Origin of the sequence: Streptomyces sp. NRRL B-3229, from assembly GCF_000719505.1 — a bacterium.
GTDB lineage: Bacteria > Actinomycetota > Actinomycetes > Streptomycetales > Streptomycetaceae > Streptomyces > Streptomyces griseorubiginosus.
Window position 1 is genome coordinate 202003 of sequence record NZ_JOGP01000012.1, and the last position, 18302, is coordinate 220304.

General features: G+C 70.3%; 14 protein-coding genes. 9 read left to right on the plus strand and 5 right to left on the minus strand.

Going from position 1 to position 18302, the window contains the following annotated elements; all coding sequences use genetic code 11:
- Window positions 1–86 precede the first annotated feature (86 nt).
- Both IF54_RS0121780 and IF54_RS0121785 read left to right on the plus strand, forming a co-directional pair.
- Window positions 87–1259, plus strand: coding sequence for an endonuclease/exonuclease/phosphatase family protein (locus IF54_RS0121780; RefSeq protein WP_234439027.1), 1173 nt, complete (start codon window positions 87–89; stop codon window positions 1257–1259).
- 168 nt (window positions 1260–1427) lie between these two features.
- Window positions 1428–2576, plus strand: coding sequence for a lipid II:glycine glycyltransferase FemX (locus IF54_RS0121785; RefSeq protein WP_030321202.1), 1149 nt, complete (start codon window positions 1428–1430; stop codon window positions 2574–2576).
- A gap of 29 nt (window positions 2577–2605) precedes the next feature.
- Here the strand turns inward: IF54_RS0121785 and IF54_RS0121790 are convergent, their stop codons facing one another.
- Complete coding sequence (locus tag IF54_RS0121790) at window positions 2606–3949, minus strand: UDP-N-acetylmuramoyl-tripeptide--D-alanyl-D-alanine ligase (protein ID WP_030321203.1); 1344 nt, start codon at window positions 3947–3949, stop codon at window positions 2606–2608.
- 127 nt (window positions 3950–4076) lie between these two features.
- Here IF54_RS0121790 and IF54_RS0121795 point away from each other — a divergent pair, with 127 nt between their 5' ends.
- From IF54_RS0121795 to vanX, 3 genes are read left to right on the plus strand one after another with little or no spacing between them, the layout of a single operon-like run.
- Window positions 4077–5066: an NAD(P)-dependent oxidoreductase gene (locus tag IF54_RS0121795; protein WP_063754947.1), complete on the plus strand. Its 990-nt coding sequence runs from the start codon at window positions 4077–4079 to the stop codon at window positions 5064–5066.
- Window positions 5059–6108 carry a D-alanine--(R)-lactate ligase gene (gene vanA / locus IF54_RS0121800; RefSeq protein ID WP_030321209.1) on the plus strand — a complete coding sequence of 350 codons (1050 nt, stop codon included), beginning with the start codon at window positions 5059–5061 and terminating at the stop codon, window positions 6106–6108. Before IF54_RS0121795 ends, vanA begins: the two co-directional genes overlap by 8 nt.
- Complete coding sequence (vanX, locus tag IF54_RS0121805) at window positions 6105–6731, plus strand: D-Ala-D-Ala dipeptidase VanX (RefSeq protein ID WP_030321210.1); 627 nt, start codon at window positions 6105–6107, stop codon at window positions 6729–6731. Before vanA ends, vanX begins: the two co-directional genes overlap by 4 nt.
- 25 nt (window positions 6732–6756) lie before the next feature.
- Here vanX and IF54_RS0121810 read toward each other — a convergent pair whose 3' ends face one another.
- The gene (locus IF54_RS0121810; RefSeq protein WP_020139067.1) at window positions 6757–7395 is read right to left on the minus strand and encodes a TetR/AcrR family transcriptional regulator; all 639 of its coding nucleotides are present in this window, start codon (window positions 7393–7395) and stop codon (window positions 6757–6759) included.
- 258 nt (window positions 7396–7653) lie between these two features.
- On the opposite strand from IF54_RS0121810, the gene IF54_RS0121815 reads away from it, so the two are divergent.
- Window positions 7654–8571 (plus strand): ABC transporter permease, encoded by a 918-nt coding sequence (locus IF54_RS0121815; protein WP_030321211.1) that lies wholly within the window; start codon window positions 7654–7656, stop codon window positions 8569–8571.
- Window positions 8564–9391 (plus strand): ABC transporter ATP-binding protein, encoded by an 828-nt coding sequence (locus tag IF54_RS0121820; protein ID WP_030321212.1) that lies wholly within the window; start codon window positions 8564–8566, stop codon window positions 9389–9391. Before IF54_RS0121815 ends, IF54_RS0121820 begins: the two co-directional genes overlap by 8 nt.
- A gap of 188 nt (window positions 9392–9579) precedes the next feature.
- Here the strand turns inward: IF54_RS0121820 and IF54_RS0121825 are convergent, their stop codons facing one another.
- The gene (locus tag IF54_RS0121825; protein WP_030321213.1) at window positions 9580–14535 is read right to left on the minus strand and encodes an NAD-glutamate dehydrogenase; all 4956 of its coding nucleotides are present in this window, start codon (window positions 14533–14535) and stop codon (window positions 9580–9582) included.
- Between the two features lie 602 nt (window positions 14536–15137).
- On the opposite strand from IF54_RS0121825, the gene IF54_RS0121830 reads away from it, so the two are divergent.
- Window positions 15138–15704 (plus strand): DJ-1/PfpI family protein, encoded by a 567-nt coding sequence (locus IF54_RS0121830; protein WP_030321214.1) that lies wholly within the window; start codon window positions 15138–15140, stop codon window positions 15702–15704.
- A 75-nt stretch (window positions 15705–15779) separates the two neighbouring features.
- Here the strand turns inward: IF54_RS0121830 and IF54_RS0121835 are convergent, their stop codons facing one another.
- Both IF54_RS0121835 and IF54_RS0121840 read right to left on the minus strand, forming a co-directional pair.
- Window positions 15780–16445, minus strand: coding sequence for an HAD family hydrolase (locus tag IF54_RS0121835; RefSeq protein WP_030321215.1), 666 nt, complete (start codon window positions 16443–16445; stop codon window positions 15780–15782).
- A gap of 77 nt (window positions 16446–16522) precedes the next feature.
- Window positions 16523–17038, minus strand: coding sequence for a DUF6912 family protein (locus tag IF54_RS0121840; RefSeq protein WP_030321219.1), 516 nt, complete (start codon window positions 17036–17038; stop codon window positions 16523–16525).
- A gap of 321 nt (window positions 17039–17359) precedes the next feature.
- On the opposite strand from IF54_RS0121840, the gene IF54_RS0121845 reads away from it, so the two are divergent.
- Entirely contained in the window at window positions 17360–18166 is an 807-nt protein-coding gene (locus tag IF54_RS0121845; protein ID WP_030321221.1) for an Rv3235 family protein, read from the plus strand.
- The last annotated feature ends 136 nt before the right edge of the window (window positions 18167–18302 follow it).

Consider the following 18302-nt stretch of genomic DNA (forward strand, 5'->3'; position numbering starts at 1 on the left):
GCCTCGACGCTAAGAGCCGGCACATGTCGTCCGCGTATCGAAAATCGCATACGCGCCGGCAACACCCGGCCGTCTTCACTTCCGGTATGTCTCGAACCCAGCCCTCAGCACCCGCAACGCCCGGTCGGGTTCGCCGACTCCTCGACGAGGTCCGGCCGGCCGTCGTACCGGCGAAGCAGCGGCGGCCCGCGGGCGGATCCCGGCTGCCCGAGGAAGACTCTGGGCTGACCGAGGGAAACTCCGGGCTGTCCGAGGGAGACTCCCGGCAGCCCGAGGGCGGCTCCCGGCCCGGTCCGTGGCGGCGCGGCCGTGTCCTCACGGGGTGCGCGCTGCTGCTCGGGCTGCTGCTGGCGCTGCACGGGACGCTCACGGACCGCGCCGGTCTCGGCAGTCTGGTGGAGACCTTCCTGCCGTGGTTCGGCCTGTTCGTGCCGGTACTGCTGGCCGGAGCCCTGCTGCGCCGCTCCGCCGCCGCACTCGTCGCGCTGCTGCTGCCGGTCACGATGTGGCTGCACCTCTTCGGCGGGCTGCTCGGCGACCGGTCCCAGGCGGGCGGTGACCTCACCGTGGTCAGCCACAACGTCGCCGCGGAGAACCGCGATCCGGCCGGCACCGCCCGCGAACTGGCCGCCTCCGGCGCGGATCTGCTGGCGTTGGAGGAGCTCACCGACCGGGCCAGGGGGACGTACGAGAAGGCGCTCGCGAAGGCGTACCCGCACCACGTCGTGCGGGGCACGGTCGGGCTGTGGAGCAGGCTGCCGCTGTCGGACACCCGGTCGGTCGACGTCCTGCGGGGCATGGCCGGACCGCTGGCCGAGACCCTGCGGCCCGAGGACATGCCGGTGGAACCGCCCCGTGCGCTGCGCACCACGGTGGCCACCGAGAAGGGGCCCCTGGCGGTGTACGTGGCGCATCTGGGGTCCGTGCGGGTAACGGCCGGGTCCGGTTTCTGGACGGACTCACGGGACGCGGGCGTGACCAAGCTCGCCGCGGCCGTCGCCGCCGGGCACGACAAGCGGGTCCTGGTGCTCGGTGACTTCAACGGCACCACGGACGACCGGGCCTTCGACGGCCTCACCTCCCGGCTGCGCTCGGCTCAGGACGTGGCCGGGGCCGGGTTCGGCTTCAGCTGGCCCGCGAGCTTCCCGGTCGCGCGGATCGACCAGATCCTGGTCCGCGGGGTGGAGCCGAGGAGCGCGTGGCTGCTGCCGGCGACGGGGAGCGACCATCTGCCGGTGGCGGCGCGGATCAGCTGGTGACGCAGTTGGTGACTTGTGGGGGCGGGTCGGCGGTGCTGGCGCGGGGCGGCGGTGCGGGAGTGGGGCGCCGGGGCGGGAGTGGGGCGCCGGGGCGGCGGTGCTGACATATCGTCGGCGTATCAGGAACCCCATACGCCCGGGCAACACACCGCCGCCTTGACTGGTCGTATGTCGATCGAACCAGCACCGGGACCAGTCGGGAACCTCGTCGTCAGGCCGATCAGCGCGGCCGATCATCTGGCGTTCGTGCGGGCCCAGCGGTCGGTGAGCTTCTTGCAGACCCCCGCGTGGGGCCGCGTCAAGACGGAGTGGCGCAGCGAGTCCCTGGGCTGGTTCGACGGCCCGCGCCTGGTCGGAGCGGGGCTCGTCCTGTACCGGCCGGTGCCGCGGCTCGACCGGTTCACCCTGGCGTATCTGCCGGAGGGCCCGGTCATCGACTGGGGCGGCGAGCTCGGCGGGTGGCTCGACCCGCTGGCGGCCCGGCTCAGGTCACGGGGCGCGTTCGCGATCCGGCTGGGCCCGCCGGTGGTGACCGACACGTGGAGCGCCGCACAGGTCAAGGAGGGGCTCGCCGATCCGGGCGCAGGGCGGCTGACCGACCTGCCCGGCCGGCGCGATCCGGTCGGCACCCGCGTGAGCAGCGGGCTCGAGGCCGCGGGCTGGCTGCCGCAGAGCCCGCAGGACGGATTCGGGGTGGGGCATCCGCAGTTCAAGTACGAGGTGCCGCTGGCCGGCCGGACCGAGGACGAGCTGCTCGGGGCCATGAACCAGCAGTGGCGCCGCAACATCAAGAAGGCGGCCAAGGAGGGCGTCGAGGTCTCGGTCGGCACAAGTGCCGACGACCTCAAGTCGTTTCACGACCTGTACGTCCACACCGCCGGGCGCGACGCCTTCACGCCCCGGCCGCTGCCCTACTTCGAGACCATGTTCGCGGTGCTGGGTGCCGAGGATCCCGGGCGGATCACGCTCTATCTGGCTCACCACCAGGGCGACTTGGTCGCCGCCACGGTCATGGTCCGCGTCGGCGCGCACGCGGTGTACGCCTACGGCGCCTCCGCCACCGCCAAGCGCGAGGTGCGCGGCTCCAACGCCTGTCAGTGGGCGATGATCCGCGCCGCGCTCGGCGCAGGCTGCGACGTCTACGACCTGCGCGGCATCACCTCCACCCTCGACGCCGACGACCCGCATGTGGGCCTGGTCCGCTTCAAGTCCGGCCTCGGCGGGCGGGCGGTCCGGTACGCCGGCGAGTGGGACCTGCCGCTGCGCCCGATGGTGTACCGGGCCTTCGACCTCTACATGCGGCGGCGCGGGCGCTGAGCCGTACCGGGCCCTTCAGTGCGTGGCGCCTACGGAAGCGCGGTGGCGACTTCGTCGAGACGGGCCCCGCGGGACGCCTTGACCAGGACCACGTCGCCTGTCGTGAGCCGACCCCGCAGCCACTCCACGGCCACGTCACGGTCGGCCAGGACCACCGCCCGCTCTCCCGCCCCGTCGGCGATCGGCCGGGCCGCCTCCCCCACGACGGCCACCACGTCGGCCCGGGCGGCGGCGTAGGCCCCGACAGCGCGGTGCTCGGCGTCGCTGTCGTCGCCGAGTTCGAGCATCGCGCCGAGTACGGCGATGCGGCGCCCGCCCTCGACGGCCGCCAGCGCGTCCAGGGCGGCGCGGACCGAGTCGGGATTGGCGTTGTAGGAGTCGTTGAGCAGCGTCGCCCCGCACACGAGGTCACGCGGCTCCATCCGCCAGGGCGACAGCGGGGCGGTTTCCAGTGCCGCCGCGGTGACGTCGAGGGGAACTCCGGCCGCGAGCGCCGCCGCCACGGCCGCAGACGCGTTGCTCACCTGGTGGGCGCCGATGTGCGGCAGCGTGACCTGCGCCGAGGCAGTACGGGTCCGCAGCGTGCAGGACGGCCGGCCGTACCGGTCGAGGACCAGGTCGAGAGCCCGTACGTCGGCGCGGGCCGCCCGGCCGAACGTCGACACCGGTCCGTCGGTGAGGGCGTGCATCGCGGCCACCCGGGGGTCGTCGGCGTTGAGGACGGCGGTGCCGCCGGGCGCGAGCCCCTGCACCAGTTCGCCCTTGGCGCGGGCGATGGCCGCGCGGGAACCGAACGCGCCGAGGTGGGCCACGCCGACGTGCAGGACGACACCGATGTCGGGCGCGACCAGGGCGGTGAGCGCGGCGATGTCGCCGACATGGCGGGCTCCCATCTCCAGGACGAGGAAACGGGTGTCGGCCCGGGTGCGCAGCATGGTGAGCGGCACACCGAGTTCGTTGTTGAGCGAGCCGGTGGTGGCGACCGTCGGCCCCGCGGCCGACAGCGCGGCCCCCAGCAGGTCCTTGGTGCCGGTCTTGCCCTGCGAGCCGGTCACACCGACGACGGTCAGCCCGTCGCGCAACCGGTCGACCACGTGGGCGGCGAGCCTCCGAAGCGCGCTGCGGACGTCCTCGACGACGACGGTGGGCAGCGGTGTGGGCCGGGAGCCGAGCACGGCCACCGCCCCGGACCGCCCGGCCTGTTCCGCGTAGTCATGGCCGTCGGCGTGCTCACCGGCGAAGGCGACGAAGAGGCCTCCTGGCTCGGCCCGCCGGCTGTCGAGCACGGCCGGCGCGGTGACGTTGACGAAGGTGTCGCCCTCCGCTTTCCCGCCGACGATTTCGGCGATCTCGCCGAGACCGAGGGGAATCACGCCGATTCCCTGGACATCACGCCTTGAGCAGTACGAGTCATAACTCCAGTGAAAGCAGGGGGACTTATCGCGGGCATATCGAAAACCCCATACGCTGCGGCAACGGCACACGGCGTTGGCTTAGGGCATGACCCACAGCAAAACGACCCGCATCACCGCGTACGGGTGCGGCCCGGAAGAAGCCGTTCTGTTCCGCGAGTTGGCGCCCGGCCTCGGTGTTCGCCCGGTGGTCACCGACGCACCGGTGACCGGTACCAATGCCGAACTGGCCGTCGGCAGCCGGTGCGTCAGTGTCGGCCACAAGTCGTCCGTCACACACGCCGCTTTGCGTTTCCTCGGCCGGGCCGGTGTGCGGTACGTCTCCACGCGGAGCATCGGCTGCAATCACATCGACGTGGAATACGCGGAGAGCATCGGGATCTCCGTCGGGAACGTCTCGTATTCGCCGGACAGTGTCGCCGACCACACGCTGATGCTCATGCTGATGGCGTTGCGGGACGCGAAATCCATCGTCCGCCGCACCGATGTGCACGATTACCGGCTGAGTGACATGCCCGGCAGGGAACTGCGCGATCTGACGGTCGGGGTGGTCGGGGCAGGCCGTATCGGCACGGCGGTCATGGACCGGTTGCGAGGGTTCGGGTCCCGCGTCCTGGTCCACGACCCGCGTCCCGTGGACCGCCCCGGCGCCGCCGTCGAGCACGTCCCGCTCGACGAACTGCTCCGGCGGAGCGACCTGGTCACGCTGCACGCGCCGCTCACCGCGGCCACGCGCCACCTGCTGGACCGGCGGCGCCTGGCACGACTGAAGGACGGGGCACTGATCGTCAACACCGGACGGGGCGCGCTCATCGACACCGAGGCCCTCGTCCGGGAGCTGGAGAGCGGCAGGCTGGGCGGCGCCGCGCTGGATGTCGTCGAGGGCGAGGAAGGCGTCTTCTACGCCGACCGCCGGTACCGGCCCATGCAGAGCAAAACGCTGTTGCGGTTGCAGGAGCTGCCGAACGCGCTCATCACCCCGCACACCGCCTACTACACGGATCACGCCCTGCGCGACACCGTGCGGAACTCCCTCACCAACTGCCTGTCATTCGAAAGCGGGAACCAGCATGCCTGAGCTGAAGGTCGGCATCATTTTCGGAGGCCGTTCCGAGGAACACCCCGTCTCCGTCAAGTCCGCGCGCGAGGTGGCCCGGAACCTCGATCCCGAGAAATACGAACCCGTCTGGATCGGGGTGACGAAGAACGGTTCCTGGAGGCTCTGCGACGGTCCCGGAGAAGGCTGGGAGAACGGCGACAGTCGCCCCGTCGCACTGTCGCCGGACGGCGGCACACACGGACTGCTCGTCCTCGATGACGGCGAGCAGGGGCGCTACGGCACGGTCCGACTGGACGTGGTGCTGCCCGTGCTGCACGGCCCGTTCGGCGAGGACGGCGCGGTGCAGGGTCTGCTGGAGCTCTCCGGAATTCCCTACGTCGGCTGCGACATCCAGAGTTCCGCCCTGTGCATGGACAAATCCCTTGCCTATGTCGTCGCCAGGAGCGCGGGAATCGCCACGCCGAATTTCTGGACCGTCAGCGCGGACGAGGCCGTCGATCCCGCCCGGCTCACCTATCCGGTCTTCGTGAAACCGGCCCGGTCGGGGTCCTCGTTCGGCGTCACCAAGGTGTCCCGGGAGGAGGAACTGCCGGACGCGATCCGGGCGGCCCGGCAGTACGACGCGAAGGTGCTGGTCGAAGAGGCCGTCGCCGGAAGCGAGATCGGCTGCGCGGTCCTCGGAGACGAGTCCGACCTGATCACCGGTGAGGTGGACCGCATCGCCCTCTCGCACGGATTCTTCCGGATCCATCAGGAGGACGCCCCGGAGACCGGTTCCGACAACTCGACGGCGATCGTCCCCGCCGACATACCGGAGGATGCGCGGGACCTCGTACGGGACACGGCCAAGGCCGTCTACCGCGCCCTCGGGTGCAGCGGTCTCGCACGGGTGGACCTGTTCCTCACAGAGGACGGCGACGTGGTCCTCAACGAGGTCAACACCTTCCCCGGCATGACCTCGTACAGCCGCTATCCGAGGATGATGGCGGCGGCGGGTCTGCCGCTCTCCGAAGTGATCGACCGCACGATCTCCCTCGCACTGACGAGGAAGACGCGATGAAGCCGTTGGCACCGGCGGAGGACGACTTCTTCTACGTGGACGAATGGGCGTCAGGAATTCGCTGGGACGCCAAGTACGCCACCTGGGACAACTTCACCGGCAAACCCGTGGACGGATACCTGGCCAATCGGATCGTCGGCACGAGAGCGCTGTGCGCGGCCCTGGAAAGGGCGCAGGAGAAAGCCGCGTCGGTGGGGTTCGGGCTGCTGCTCTGGGACGGCTATCGCCCTCAGCACGCCGTCGACTGCTTCGTGCGCTGGTCGCGACAGCCCGAGGACGGCCGTACGAAGTCGCGGCACTACCCCCGTATGGGACGGGCCGAGATGTTCGAGCAGGGATACGTGGCCGCCAGGTCGGGCCACAGCCGGGGCGGCACAGTCGACCTCACGCTCTACGACCTGGCCACGAACGAACTCGTCCCCATGGGCAGCGGCCACGACCTGATGGACCCGGTATCGCACCACGGCGCCCCGGGCATCGCGCCCGACGCGACACGGCACCGCCGGCACCTGCGCTCCCTCATGGAGGCCTGCGGATTCACCGCGTACGAGCGCGAGTGGTGGCATTACACCCTCGCCGACGAGCCGTACCCAGACACCTACTTCGACTTCCCGATCGCGTAGGGACACGGGAGGCCCGGCACAGCGCTCAGAGCGCCTTCAACGCCTCCGTGGTCGCGTGCGCCAGCGCCGCGAGGTAGCCCTTGGGCAGCTTGGGGCTGCGGATCACCACGGAACGCCAGTACAGCGGGCCCGAGATCAGGTCGAGGGCCAGTTCGTCGTTGAGGCCGGGCCGGATCTCACCGCGCTGCTCCGCCGCCACGATGATCTTGCTGGCGACGCCCTCCTGACCCTTCTGCAAGGCGTTCTGGAGGGCTTCGGCGATCTCGGGGTTACGGGCCGCCTCGGCCTGGAGGTCCGGGAGGATCTGCGAGGCCACGGGGTGCCGCAACGCCCTCGACGTGACCTCGTACAACATCCGCAGGTCGTCCTGGAGCGAGCCCGTGTCCGGCACCGGCAGGCCCATCACCGCGATCTCCGAGACGACGTCGAGGACCAGGTGCAGCTTGGAACGCCAGCGGCGGTAGACCGCGGTCTTGCCGACGCCCGCGCGGCGCGCGATGCCCTCGATCGACATCCGCGCGTACCCGACGGCCGCGAGCTCCTCGAAGACGGCCGCCCGAATGGCTTCCGTCACATCCTCGCGGAGAACGGCGGCTCCGGCCGGGGCGCGGCGGCGCGGACGGGTCTGCGGCGCGTCGGCGTTGGTCGTCATGCGGACCAGCATAGGGCGTAGCGACGAAACGGTCTCGTTCCGACGCGTACGGTTACGACGAAACGGTCGCGTTCCAACGTGTGAGGTCACGACGAAACGGTTGCGTTCCGACGCTCACTCGTCCTACGCTCACGTTGCGACGATACGGTCCCGTTCCGACGTAAGAGAACGTAAAGAGTCACGTAAGAAAACTTCGGGTGCCGGACCCACTCGCCGCACAAGCGCCACGCACCGACGCACCACCCCACCCCCCGAGTGAAAGCAGCGGATGTGAGCCAGGTCCTCGACACACCGCCCCCCACAGCGGCCCCGGCCGACGGCGACCTCGCGGCCCTTGCCGCCCGTCACGGCCTCGCCGTCAGCGGTGCCCGTCCCTCCCTGCCCGTGTACGTCCGAGAGCTGTGGGCGCGACGGCACTTCATCGCCGCGTTCGCCACCGCCAAGCTCACCGCGCAGTACAGCCAGGCGAAGCTGGGCCAGGTCTGGCAGGTGATGAACCCCCTGCTGAACGCGGCGGTCTACTTCTTCATCTTCGGCGTGCTGCTGGGCACCAAGAAGGGCGTGCCGGACTACATCCCGTTCCTGGTGACGGGCGTGTTCATCTGGACGTTCACCCAGAGCTCGATCCTGGCGGGCACCCGCGCCATCTCGGGCAACCTGGGCCTGGTGCGGGCGCTGCACTTCCCGCGGGCCGCGCTGCCGATCTCGTTCTGCCTCCAGCAGCTTCAGCAGCTGCTGTTCTCGATGGGCGCACTGGTCGTCATCCTGCTCTGCTTCGGCGTGGCGGTCAGCGCGTCCTGGCTGCTGGCGATCCCGGCGCTGGTCCTCCAGTTCACCTTCAACGCCGGCGTCTCCATGGTCATGGCGCGGATGGGCGCCAAGACCCCCGACATCGCCCAGCTGATGCCGTTCATCCTGCGCACGTGGATGTACGTCTCCGGCGTGATGTGGAGCATCGACAAGCTGGCCAAGGGCCATCACGGCTGGCCGCACTGGGTGGTCCCGGTCCTCCAGGCCAACCCGGCCGCCGTCTACATCGACCTGATGCGCTACGCCCTGATCGACAGCTTCCACTCCAGCCAGCTGCCGCACCACGTGTGGCCGATCGCGACGGGCTGGGCGCTGGTCGCCGGCATCGGCGGCTTCATCTACTTCTGGAAGGCTGAGGAGACGTACGGCCGTGGCTGACATCGAGAACGAGCTGATCCCCACCGTCGTCGTCGACGGCGTCGACATCGTCTACCGCGTCAACGGCACCGGCGCCGGCAAGGGCTCCGCCACCGCCGCCCTCAACCGCATGCTGCGCAAGGGCCAGGCCGAGAAGGCGGCGGGCGTCCGCAAGGTGCACGCCGTCAAGAACGTCTCCTTCGTCGCCTACAAGGGCGAGGCCATCGGCCTGATCGGCACCAACGGCTCCGGCAAGTCGACCCTGCTCAAGGCGGTCGCGGGCCTGCTCCCGGTGGAGAACGGCCGCATCTACACCGACGGCCAGCCCTCCCTGCTCGGCGTCAACGCGGCCCTGATGAACGACCTCACCGGCGAGCGCAACGTCTACCTCGGCGGCCTCGCCATGGGCATGTCCCGCGAGCAGGTCAGGGACCGCTACCAGGAGATCGTCGACTTCTCCGGCATCAACGAGAAGGGCGACTTCATCACCCTCCCGATGCGCACCTACTCCTCCGGCATGGCGGCCCGTCTGCGCTTCTCCATCGCCGCCGCCAAGGACCACGACGTGCTGCTGATCGACGAGGCGCTCGCGACCGGCGACCGCTCCTTCCAGAAGCGTTCTGAGGACCGGATCCGCGAACTGCGCAAGCACGCGGGCACGGTGTTCCTGGTCAGCCACAGCAACAAGTCCATCCGCGACACCTGCGATCGCGTCCTGTGGCTGGAGCGCGGTGAACTGCGCATGGACGGCCCGACCGACGAGGTCCTGGCCGCCTACGAGGACTTCACGGGCGGCCCGGACAAGGACAGGGCCAAGCCGCAGCCGAAGGTCGCGGCCTGACGTCACGGCCGAAGGTCGCGGCCTGACGTCACAGCCGAAGGTCGCGGCCTGACGTCACAGCCGAAGGTCGCGGCCTGACGTCACAGCCGAAGGGCGCGGACGAGGGCGCCCGGGACTCGACGGTCCCGGGCGCCCTCATCGTCGTAGGCCCGAAGAAGGGGCCGTAGGCCTTACGAGTGCCGCATGTCTTACGAGTGCTGGCGCAGCAGCGTCCTCATCGTGCGCATCGCCACCGAGAGGTTGGCGAGGTCGAAGGAGTCCGAGCTCTGGATCTCCTCCAGGGTGACGCGCGCCCGGCCGAGGATGGGGGCGTTCTTCTCCTCCCAGGCCTTGAAGCGCTGGTCGGGGGTCGAGGTGCCGTTGCCCACCGCGAGCACGTCGGCCGTCAGCGCGGAGTGGGCCGCGTAAAGGTCCTCGCGGATCGACGCGCGGGCCATGGACTGCCAGCGGTCGGCACGCGGGAGCTCGATGATGCGGTCCATGAGCTGGGTGATGTGGAGGCGGTCGGCGAGGTCGTAGTACACCTCGGCGACATCCATCGGGTCGCGGCCCATGCGGTCGGCCACCGAGACGATGTCCAGCGCCGGGAAGGCGGAGGAGAACCCGGCCACGCGCGTGGCGAGTTCGTCCGGGACACCGGCGCCGCTCAGCTCGTCGTAGATCTTCTGGTACCACTCCAGATCCGCGCCCCGCAGCAGCTTCGGCAGCTGCGACCACACCAGTTCGACGCGGTCGCCGAAGAACTCGACGGTCTCGGCGAGCTGGAGCGGCTGCGGCCGGTTGTTGAGCAGCCAGCGCGTACCGCGTTCGACCAGGCGCCGCGAGTGCAGCCGGATCCGGGTCAGTACGGCGGCCTCGACCCGGTTGTCGAGCGCCTCGACGCCGTCCCACACCACGCCGGAGCGGAAGATGGCGCGGGCCACGGTCTGCGCCCGGACGATCTCCTCCAGGGAGGCGCCGGTCTCCTCGCGCAGGCGGTGCAGATAGGTCGTACCGCCGGTGTTGACGGTGTCGTTGACCAGGACGGTCGTGGTGATCTCGCGGTGCAGCGGGTGGCTGTCGATGTGCTCGGAGAACTTCTCGTGCAGCGCGGTCGGGAAGTACGCGTGCAGCAGGGTGCGCAGGTACGGGTCGTCCGGCAGGCCGGTGTGCAGGAGCTCGTCGGCGACCGTGATCTTCGTGTACGCCAGCAGGACGGCGGTCTCCGGGCCGGTCAGGCCCTGTCCCTGGGCGAGGCGTTCGCGGATCTGGCGGTCGGTGGGCAGGAACTCCAGGGCCCGGTCGAGGTGGCCCTCGCGCACCAGGTGCTTCATGAAGCGCTGCTGGGCGTGGAGCATGTCCTTGGACTGGGCGAGCGCGTTGGCGATGGCGGTGTTCTGCGCGTAGTTGTTGCGCAGCACCAGGCGGCCGACCTCGTCGGTCATCTCGGCGAGCAGCTTGTTGCGCTGCTTGACGGTCATGTCGCCTTCGGTGACCAGGCCGTTGAGCAGGATCTTGATGTTCACCTCGTGGTCGGAGGTGTCCACGCCGGCGCTGTTGTCGATGGCGTCGGTGTTGATCTTGCCGCCGTGCAGCGCGAACTCGATGCGGCCGAGCTGGGTCAGGCCCAGGTTGCCGCCCTCTCCGACGACCTTGACGCGCAGGTCGGCGCCGTCGACGCGGATCGGGTCGTTGGCCTTGTCGCCGACGTCCGCGTGGGTCTCGGTGGAGGCCTTCACATAGGTGCCGATGCCGCCGTTCCACAGCAGGTCCACCGGCGCCTGGAGGATCGCCCTCATCAGGTCGGCCGGGGTCATCTTGGTGACCTTGTCCTCGATGCCGAGGGCCTCGCGGATGTGGGCGTTGACCGGGATGGACTTGGCGGTACGGGGGAAGACGCCGCCGCCGGTCGAGATCAGGTCGGCGTTGTAGTCCTCCCAGCTCGACCTCGGCAGCTCGAAGATGCGGCGGCGCTCGGCGTAGGAGGTGGCCGCGTCGGGCTTCGGGTCGATGAAGATGTGCCGGTGGTCGAAGGCGGCGACCAGCCGGATGTGCTCACTCAGCAGCATGCCGTTGCCGAACACGTCACCGGACATGTCACCGATGCCGACCACGGTGAAGTCCTCGGACTGGGTGTCGAGGTCCAGCTCGCGGAAGTGCCGCTTGACGGACTCCCAGGCACCGCGGGCGGTGATGCCCATGCCCTTGTGGTCGTAGCCGGCCGAGCCACCGGAGGCGAAGGCGTCGCCGAGCCAGAAGTTGTACGACTCCGCGACCCCGTTGGCGATGTCGGAGAAGGTGGCGGTGCCCTTGTCGGCGGCGACGACCAGGTAGGTGTCGTCCTCGTCGTGCCGGACGACGTCCGCCGGGGGCACGACCTCGCCGGCGACCATGTTGTCGGTGATGTCGAGGAGCGCCGAGATGAACGTCTTGTAGCTGCCGATGCCCTCGGCCAGCCACGCGTCCCGGTCCACGCTCGGGTCCGGCAGCTGCTTGGCGACGAAGCCGCCCTTGGCGCCGACCGGCACGATGACGGTGTTCTTCACCATCTGCGCCTTGACGAGGCCGAGGATCTCGGTGCGGAAGTCCTCACGGCGGTCGGACCAGCGCAGGCCACCGCGCGCGACCTTGCCGAAGCGCAGGTGCACACCCTCGACACGCGGCGAGTAGACCCAGATCTCGAACGCCGGGCGCGGAGCCGGCAGGTCCGGGATGGCCTGCGGGTCGAACTTCATGGAGACGTAGTCGTGCGGCTTGCCGCCCGCGGCCTCCTGGAAGAAGTTGGTGCGCAGGGTCGCCTTGATGACGGTCAGGAAGGACCTGAGGATCCGGTCCTCGTCCAGGCTCGCGACCTGGTCGAGCGCCGCGTCGAGCTCCTCCAGGAGAGCGTCGACCAGTTCGTGGCCCGCGCGCTGGCGGTCCGGCGACATCCGCGCCTCGAACAGGGAGACGAGCAGCCGGGTGGTGTGGACGTTGTGGCGGAGGGTGTCCTCCATGTAGTCCTGCGAGAAGGTCGAGCCCGCCTGGCGCAGGTACTTGGCGTACGCCCGCAGGACCATCGCCTGACGCCAGCCGAGCCCGGCGCTCAGCACCAGGGCGTTGAAGCCGTCGTTCTCCGCCTTGCCGGTCCAGGTGGCGGCGAACGCCTCCTGGAAGCGCTCGCGGCCGTCGTCGCCGTGGTAGTCGCCGCCGTTCTGCGACGTGGGCATGCGCAGGCCGAAGTCGTAGATCCAGGCGACACTGCGGTCCGCGCACCGCAGTTCGTACGGCCGCTCGTCCGTGACCTCGACACCGAGCCGGGTCAGCACCGGAAGCACCGCGGACAGGGAGATCGCGTCGCCCTTGCGGTAGATCTTGAAGCGGCGCTCCTCGGGGGCGGCGCCGACCGGCTCGTACAGGCTCAGGGCGAAGTCGTGGTCCTCGTCCTCGGAGAGCTTCTCGATGTGGACGAGGTCGGCGACCGCGGAGCGCGGGGTGTGGTCGGCCTTGTAGCCCTCGGGGAAGGCGTTGCCGTAGTGGCGGATCAGCTCCGCGGCACGCTCCTCGCCGAGCTCGGCGTTGAGCGCCTCGGCGAAACCGTCGGCCCAGGAGCGGGCGGCCTCGACCAGGCGGGCCTCGATGCGCTCCTTGTCGCTGTCGCTGAGCTGCGGCAGCTCGGTGCCCTGCGGGACACGGACCACGAAGTGCAGCCGGGACAGGATCGACTCGGTGTTCCAGGCGGTGAAGTCGACGCTGATGCCGTCGAGTTCCTCCTTGAGGATGTCGATGATCCGCAGGCGCACACCGGTGGTGTAGCGGTCGCGGGGCAGGTAGACGAGGGCCGAGTAGTAGCGGCCGTACTCGTCCTGCCGCAGGTACAGGCGCAGCCGGCGCCGCTCCTGGAGGTACAGGACGGAGGTCGCGATGGACTCCAGCTCGTCGGCGGGGGTCTGGAAGAGCTCGTCGCGCGGGTAGGTCTCCAGGATCTGGAGCAGGTCACGGCCGTCGTGGCTGTGGGGCGAGAACCCGGCCCGCTCCAGCACTTCGTCCACCTTGCGCCGGATGACCGGAACCCGGCGCACCGATTCGGTGTACGCGGCGGAGGAGAACAGACCGAGGAAACGCCGCTCGCCGATGACATTGCCGTCCGCGTCGAACTTCTTGACGCCGATGTAGTCGAGGTACGACGGCCGGTGCACGGTCGCCCGGCTGTTGGCCTTGGTCAGCACGAGCAGGTTGTGCTCACGGGCCTTGGCGCGGGCGTCGGCGGGCAGCCGCTCGAAGGACGGGCTGACCGGGTGGCCCTCCTCCCCGGCGTGGTGCGGGTCGGAGCGCAGGATGCCGAGGCCGGTGCCGGGGACGGCCGCGAGGGAGTCGTCCTCGCGCAGCTGGTACTCGCGGTAGCCGAGGAAGGTGAAGTGGTCGGCGGCCAGCCAGCGCAGCAGCTCGCGGGCCTCCTCGATCTCGCTGTCGCGCAGATCGGTGGCGACGGGCTCGGCGGGCAGCTCGTCTGCCATCCGCAGGGCCGCGTCCCGCATCTTCTCCCAGTCCTCGACGGCCTCACGGACGTCGGACAGCACACGCAGCAGGTCGTTGGTGATCTGCTTCAGGTCGGAGCGGTCGGTCTCGCGGTCGATCTCGACATGGATCCAGGACTCGGTGTGCGCGTCGTGCGGGAGATCCCGGGCGGCCGGCGGAACGGTGAGGATCTCGATCAGCTTGCCGGTGACGTCGCGGCGGACGACGACCTGGGGGTGGATCACGACATGGATGCCGCGTCCCTGCCGGGTCAGCTCGTTGGTGACGGAGTCGACGAGGAAGGGCATGTCGTCGGTGACGACCTCGACGACGGAGTGGGTGCACGTCCACCCGTTCTCCTCCACCGTCGGCGTGTGGACCCGCACATTGGCCGTACCCTGCGGGCGCGTCTCGCCCAGCCGGTAGTGGGAGAGCGCGGCGCCGTAGACGTCGATCGGGTCGCGGCCGGTGAGGTCTTCCGGGGCGGTGTGCAGGTAGTAGCGCTGGAGGAACGAGAGCACGGTCTCGCTGTCCGGGGTGTCCGGGGTGCGGGGAGTGTCCTCGTCGGTCGTCCCAGTCGGTAGGTGCCCCCCGACCGGGCTGTTCTCAGCTACCCGTGCAGCCCTTTCGAGCAGCTCGGCCTTTGCTTCGTCCAGCTTGGTCTGCATTGTCCTCTGACTCCTGTCGCGCGCCGTTGCGTGACGTAGAAGGAAGTACGGTCTCTTCTCCTGCGGCTCGACGCCACGGCCCGGGGTCTCCGGTCTGCTCCGACGCTATGCCGCAGGGTGAGATGAGCGGGGGGATATCAGCCATTCCCGACACGCTCGACGGGTGTGACGCTGCTCTCTGCCGCGTCGCTGACGAGGGTGTAAGCGGCGTCATGAGGGTCCTTGCGACCCCGTCCCGCCCGCGCGGACCAGCGGCCGCCGCCCGGCCACGGAGATGTTCCGTGCACACCGGGCGCAGGGCGGGAGCCACAGCGCCCCCGCGAACTATCGCGCTGATCACGCCACCAAGGCTATCGCTCCTTACAGGGGGGTCGTCATGAGCCGTATGTGTACAAAACCGGGGGTGGAAGTTTGACAGTCTGCACAGGGGCGGAACGGGCGAAGCCGTCGTAACAGGACACGCCGTCCGACGGGCCGTCCGCCGTCCAGCCGACCGTCCGCCCCTCCCCCGGAACGGGTCGCGAGCCCGTCCTCCGCTCCGCGCGGTCCCCGTTGATGCACACCCCCTTGGCAAGCCGGTCTCCTGGATGCACGTTGCCGACATGACAGCCAAAATCCTGATCGTCACCGGCGACGCGGCGGAGTCACTGGAAGTCCTGTACCCCTACCAGCGGCTCCGTGAGGAGGGCTACGACGTCCACATCGCGGCCCCCGCCCGCAAACAGCTCCGGTTCGTCGTCCACGACTTCGAGCCCGGCTTCGACACCTACACCGAGAAGCCCGGGTACACCTGGCCCGCCGACCTGGCTTTCGCCGAGGTCGACGCCGGCCAGTACGCCGCCCTCGTCATCCCCGGCGGCCGTGCCCCCGAGTACCTCCGCAACGACCCCGAACTCCGCAAGATCCTCAAGTCCTTCTTCGACGCGGACAAGCCGGTCGCCCAGATCTGCCACGGCCCCCTGCTCACCGCCGCGGTCGACGGCCTCCGCGGCCGCCGCGTCACGGCGTACCCGGCCCTGGAACCCGACATGCAGTCCGCCGGCGCGGCTTTCCAGGACGCCGAGGTGGTGGTCGACGGCACCCTGATCTCCTCCCGAGCCTGGCCGGACCACTCGGCGTGGATGAGGGAGTTCCTACGAGTACTCAGGGCGAAGGCACCGGTGACATAGGGGAGTCGAGGTCAGCGAAGGGCACAGCGGCACCGGCACCACATCACCCGGCACCCAACCCCCGGCACTCACCCGTCACGCCGCTATTCGCTCCGCCTCCGTTACCGCCTCAGCCAGGGTGTCCACCACCGGCACCCCCACGCCCTCAAGACTGGCCCTGCTGTGCGACCCGCCGGTGTACAGCACGGCCTGCGCCCCCACCCGCATCGCCGCCACAGCATCATCCGCGGCGTCCCCGATCACCACGGTCCGAGCCGCCTCCACCCCCACCAGCGCGGCGAGGTGCCGCTCCATGTGCTCCGCCTTGCTGCCCCCCGAAGGCCCGGTCCGCCCGTCCACCCGCAAAAAGTGCGCCTCGATCCCGAACCCGCGCACCAACGGCACCAGTTCGTCGTGCACGTACATGCTGAGGATCGACTGGCTGCGCCCGGCCGCTCCCCACCCCGTCAGCAGCTCCACCGCCCCGTCGGCCAGCCGGCACGCCACCCGGTGCTCGGCGTAGTACCGATGGAAGGTCTCGTCCATGACCTCCCACTCGGCATCGGTGGGCAGCCGCCCCAGCAACCGCTCGTAGAACTTCGGCACCGGCACGCAGTACAGCGCCCGGTACTGCTCCATCGTGATCGGCGCCAGCCCCAGCTCGCCGAACGCCGCGTTCGTCGCCCCGATGATCGCGTCATTGTCGTGGAACAGCGTGCCGTTCCAGTCCCAGACGATGTGCGCCCCTGTCAGCTTCCCCATGCCAAAAACGTACCCGCCCCCACTGACAATCAAGAGACCAGCAGGTCACAGCGGGGAGAACCGGCCGGAGAACGGGCTCAGCCGCCCCATCCGACCAGGTGGGGAATCTCCTGCGTCGCGTACCAGAGCAGCTCGTGGTCCTCGGCCCCGTCCACGACGAACTGCGCGTCGTCGTCCCCGCCGTCCGCCGCCGGCAGCGCGTCCACGGCGGCGGTGACGTCCTCCTCCGCGTCGTCCGAGTCGACATGGACCGCGGCGGCCTTGGCGAGCTTCACCGTCCCGGCGACCCGCACCTCTCCGAGCGCCGTGGGGTCCAGCGCCCGGTCGGGGTCAGCGACCGCCGCCCCGTCGGCCACGTCGACGGCCACCACGACCCGGCGCCGCACGGCCCCGGCGTCCGCCGCGAGCAGCCGCAGCGAGGCGAGCGCGGCCCGGTTCAGTGCCGCGTACTCCAGTTCCTCGATGTCGTCGGAGAGGTACCACTCACGCAGGGCGGGCGTGACGGCGTAGGCGAGGAGCGGCTCGGCCCCCAGCTCACCCGTCTTGTACGCCTCGGCGAGACCGGGGAGGGTCAGGGGGACGTAGACGCGCATGGCTGGCCGCTTTCGTGGTCGGGGAACGTGGTCGAAGGACGCGGGCGGAGGGGCTCCGCGAAGGCCTTCAGGATACGTGCGGGCGTCCCCTTTCGAGTCCCTGCCCGGGCTCCGTGAAGCGTCCACCCCCGTCCCGGAATTCACCCGGCCCGCTCCCGGGATCATGGGCCTCCACCCCCTCGCATCACCCTGATAGGTGAAGATTCCGGCCGTCCGACCCGGCTCTCGGCTTCCTTGCCGTCGTGACCCGCGGCCCCGTACAAGATCCCCAAGCACGAAGTTACCGCCCGGTACTTTCCGGGCTCGCAGAACGGGGATCCCATGAACAAGGTCATGACCAGGGCCCAGCACCGCCCCGGCACCCGCCCGCCGGCCCGCCACGACTCCCGCCGCCCCGCCGGCGGCCCACCGCGCACACCCGGCGGCAGCACCCCCCGTACGTCCCCCGGCGACGGCCGCCCACCGGGCTCCCCCGGCCACGGCACCCGCCCCCGCACGAGGCCCACGGACAGCCGCCCCCAGGGCACCCCCACCCGAACCGGCACGCCGCCCACCACCCGCCTCACCGCCACTCCGGACACCACCCGCCTCACGGCTACTCCGGACACCACCCGCCTCGCGGCCACTCCGGACACCACCCGCCTCGCGGCCACTCCGGACACCACCTCCGACGCCGGCCCGGACGTCCCCACGGACCTCATCCCTCTCGTTCCGCCCCAGACCCCCCGCCGACCCCACGTCCCCGTTTCCCAACCCCGTCTCGTCCCTCAACCCCGTCTCGTCCCCCAACCCCGTCCCACCGATCTCTTCGCCGACCTCCTCCTCGCCGTCCTGAGCGGTCAGCGCCCCGTCCACTCGATGCTCCGGCACACCGCGGGCCGCGCCTACGACGAACTGGCCTGGCTGGCCGAACGCGGCCCCCTGCGCACCCGCGGCTCCCGCCCCGTCGTCCGCGACATCGGCTACTACGTCCCCCGCCAGGGCGCCGTGGAGGCCTTCGCCCGCATCGGCGCCGGCGACCAGTTGCGCGCCATGGCCTTCCGCCTGGAACAGGGCCAGGACCTCCGCTGGCGCTGCACCGCGGTCGAACTGGGCGGCCCCCGAGCTCCCCGCCCGGACGACGACTGACGGCCGCGGAGAGACCCCGAGAAGCCCTTGAAAGCACCCAGGGGCCTCCGATCGCCCCCGATGGGCCCCGGCAGCCGCCCCCTCACGCCTACCGCGCGCCCCATCGCACGCCGAAGGGCCGGGCACCCTCAGGTGA

Coding starts and splice junctions, on each gene's coding strand:
- IF54_RS0121780 (WP_234439027.1), top strand. CDS start 87: ATGTCTCGAACCCAGCCCTCAGCACCCGCAACGCCCGGTCGGGTTCGC.
- IF54_RS0121785 (WP_030321202.1), top strand. CDS start 1,428: ATGTCGATCGAACCAGCACCGGGACCAGTCGGGAACCTCGTCGTCAGG.
- IF54_RS0121795 (WP_063754947.1), top strand. CDS start 4,077: ATGACCCACAGCAAAACGACCCGCATCACCGCGTACGGGTGCGGCCCG.
- vanA (WP_030321209.1), top strand. CDS start 5,059: ATGCCTGAGCTGAAGGTCGGCATCATTTTCGGAGGCCGTTCCGAGGAA.
- vanX (WP_030321210.1), top strand. CDS start 6,105: ATGAAGCCGTTGGCACCGGCGGAGGACGACTTCTTCTACGTGGACGAA.
- IF54_RS0121810 (WP_020139067.1), bottom strand. CDS start 7,395: ATGCTGGTCCGCATGACGACCAACGCCGACGCGCCGCAGACCCGTCCG.
- IF54_RS0121825 (WP_030321213.1), bottom strand. CDS start 14,535: ATGCAGACCAAGCTGGACGAAGCAAAGGCCGAGCTGCTCGAAAGGGCT.
- IF54_RS0121830 (WP_030321214.1), top strand. CDS start 15,138: ATGACAGCCAAAATCCTGATCGTCACCGGCGACGCGGCGGAGTCACTG.
- IF54_RS0121835 (WP_030321215.1), bottom strand. CDS start 16,445: ATGGGGAAGCTGACAGGGGCGCACATCGTCTGGGACTGGAACGGCACG.
- IF54_RS0121840 (WP_030321219.1), bottom strand. CDS start 17,038: ATGCGCGTCTACGTCCCCCTGACCCTCCCCGGTCTCGCCGAGGCGTAC.
- IF54_RS0121845 (WP_030321221.1), top strand. CDS start 17,360: ATGAACAAGGTCATGACCAGGGCCCAGCACCGCCCCGGCACCCGCCCG.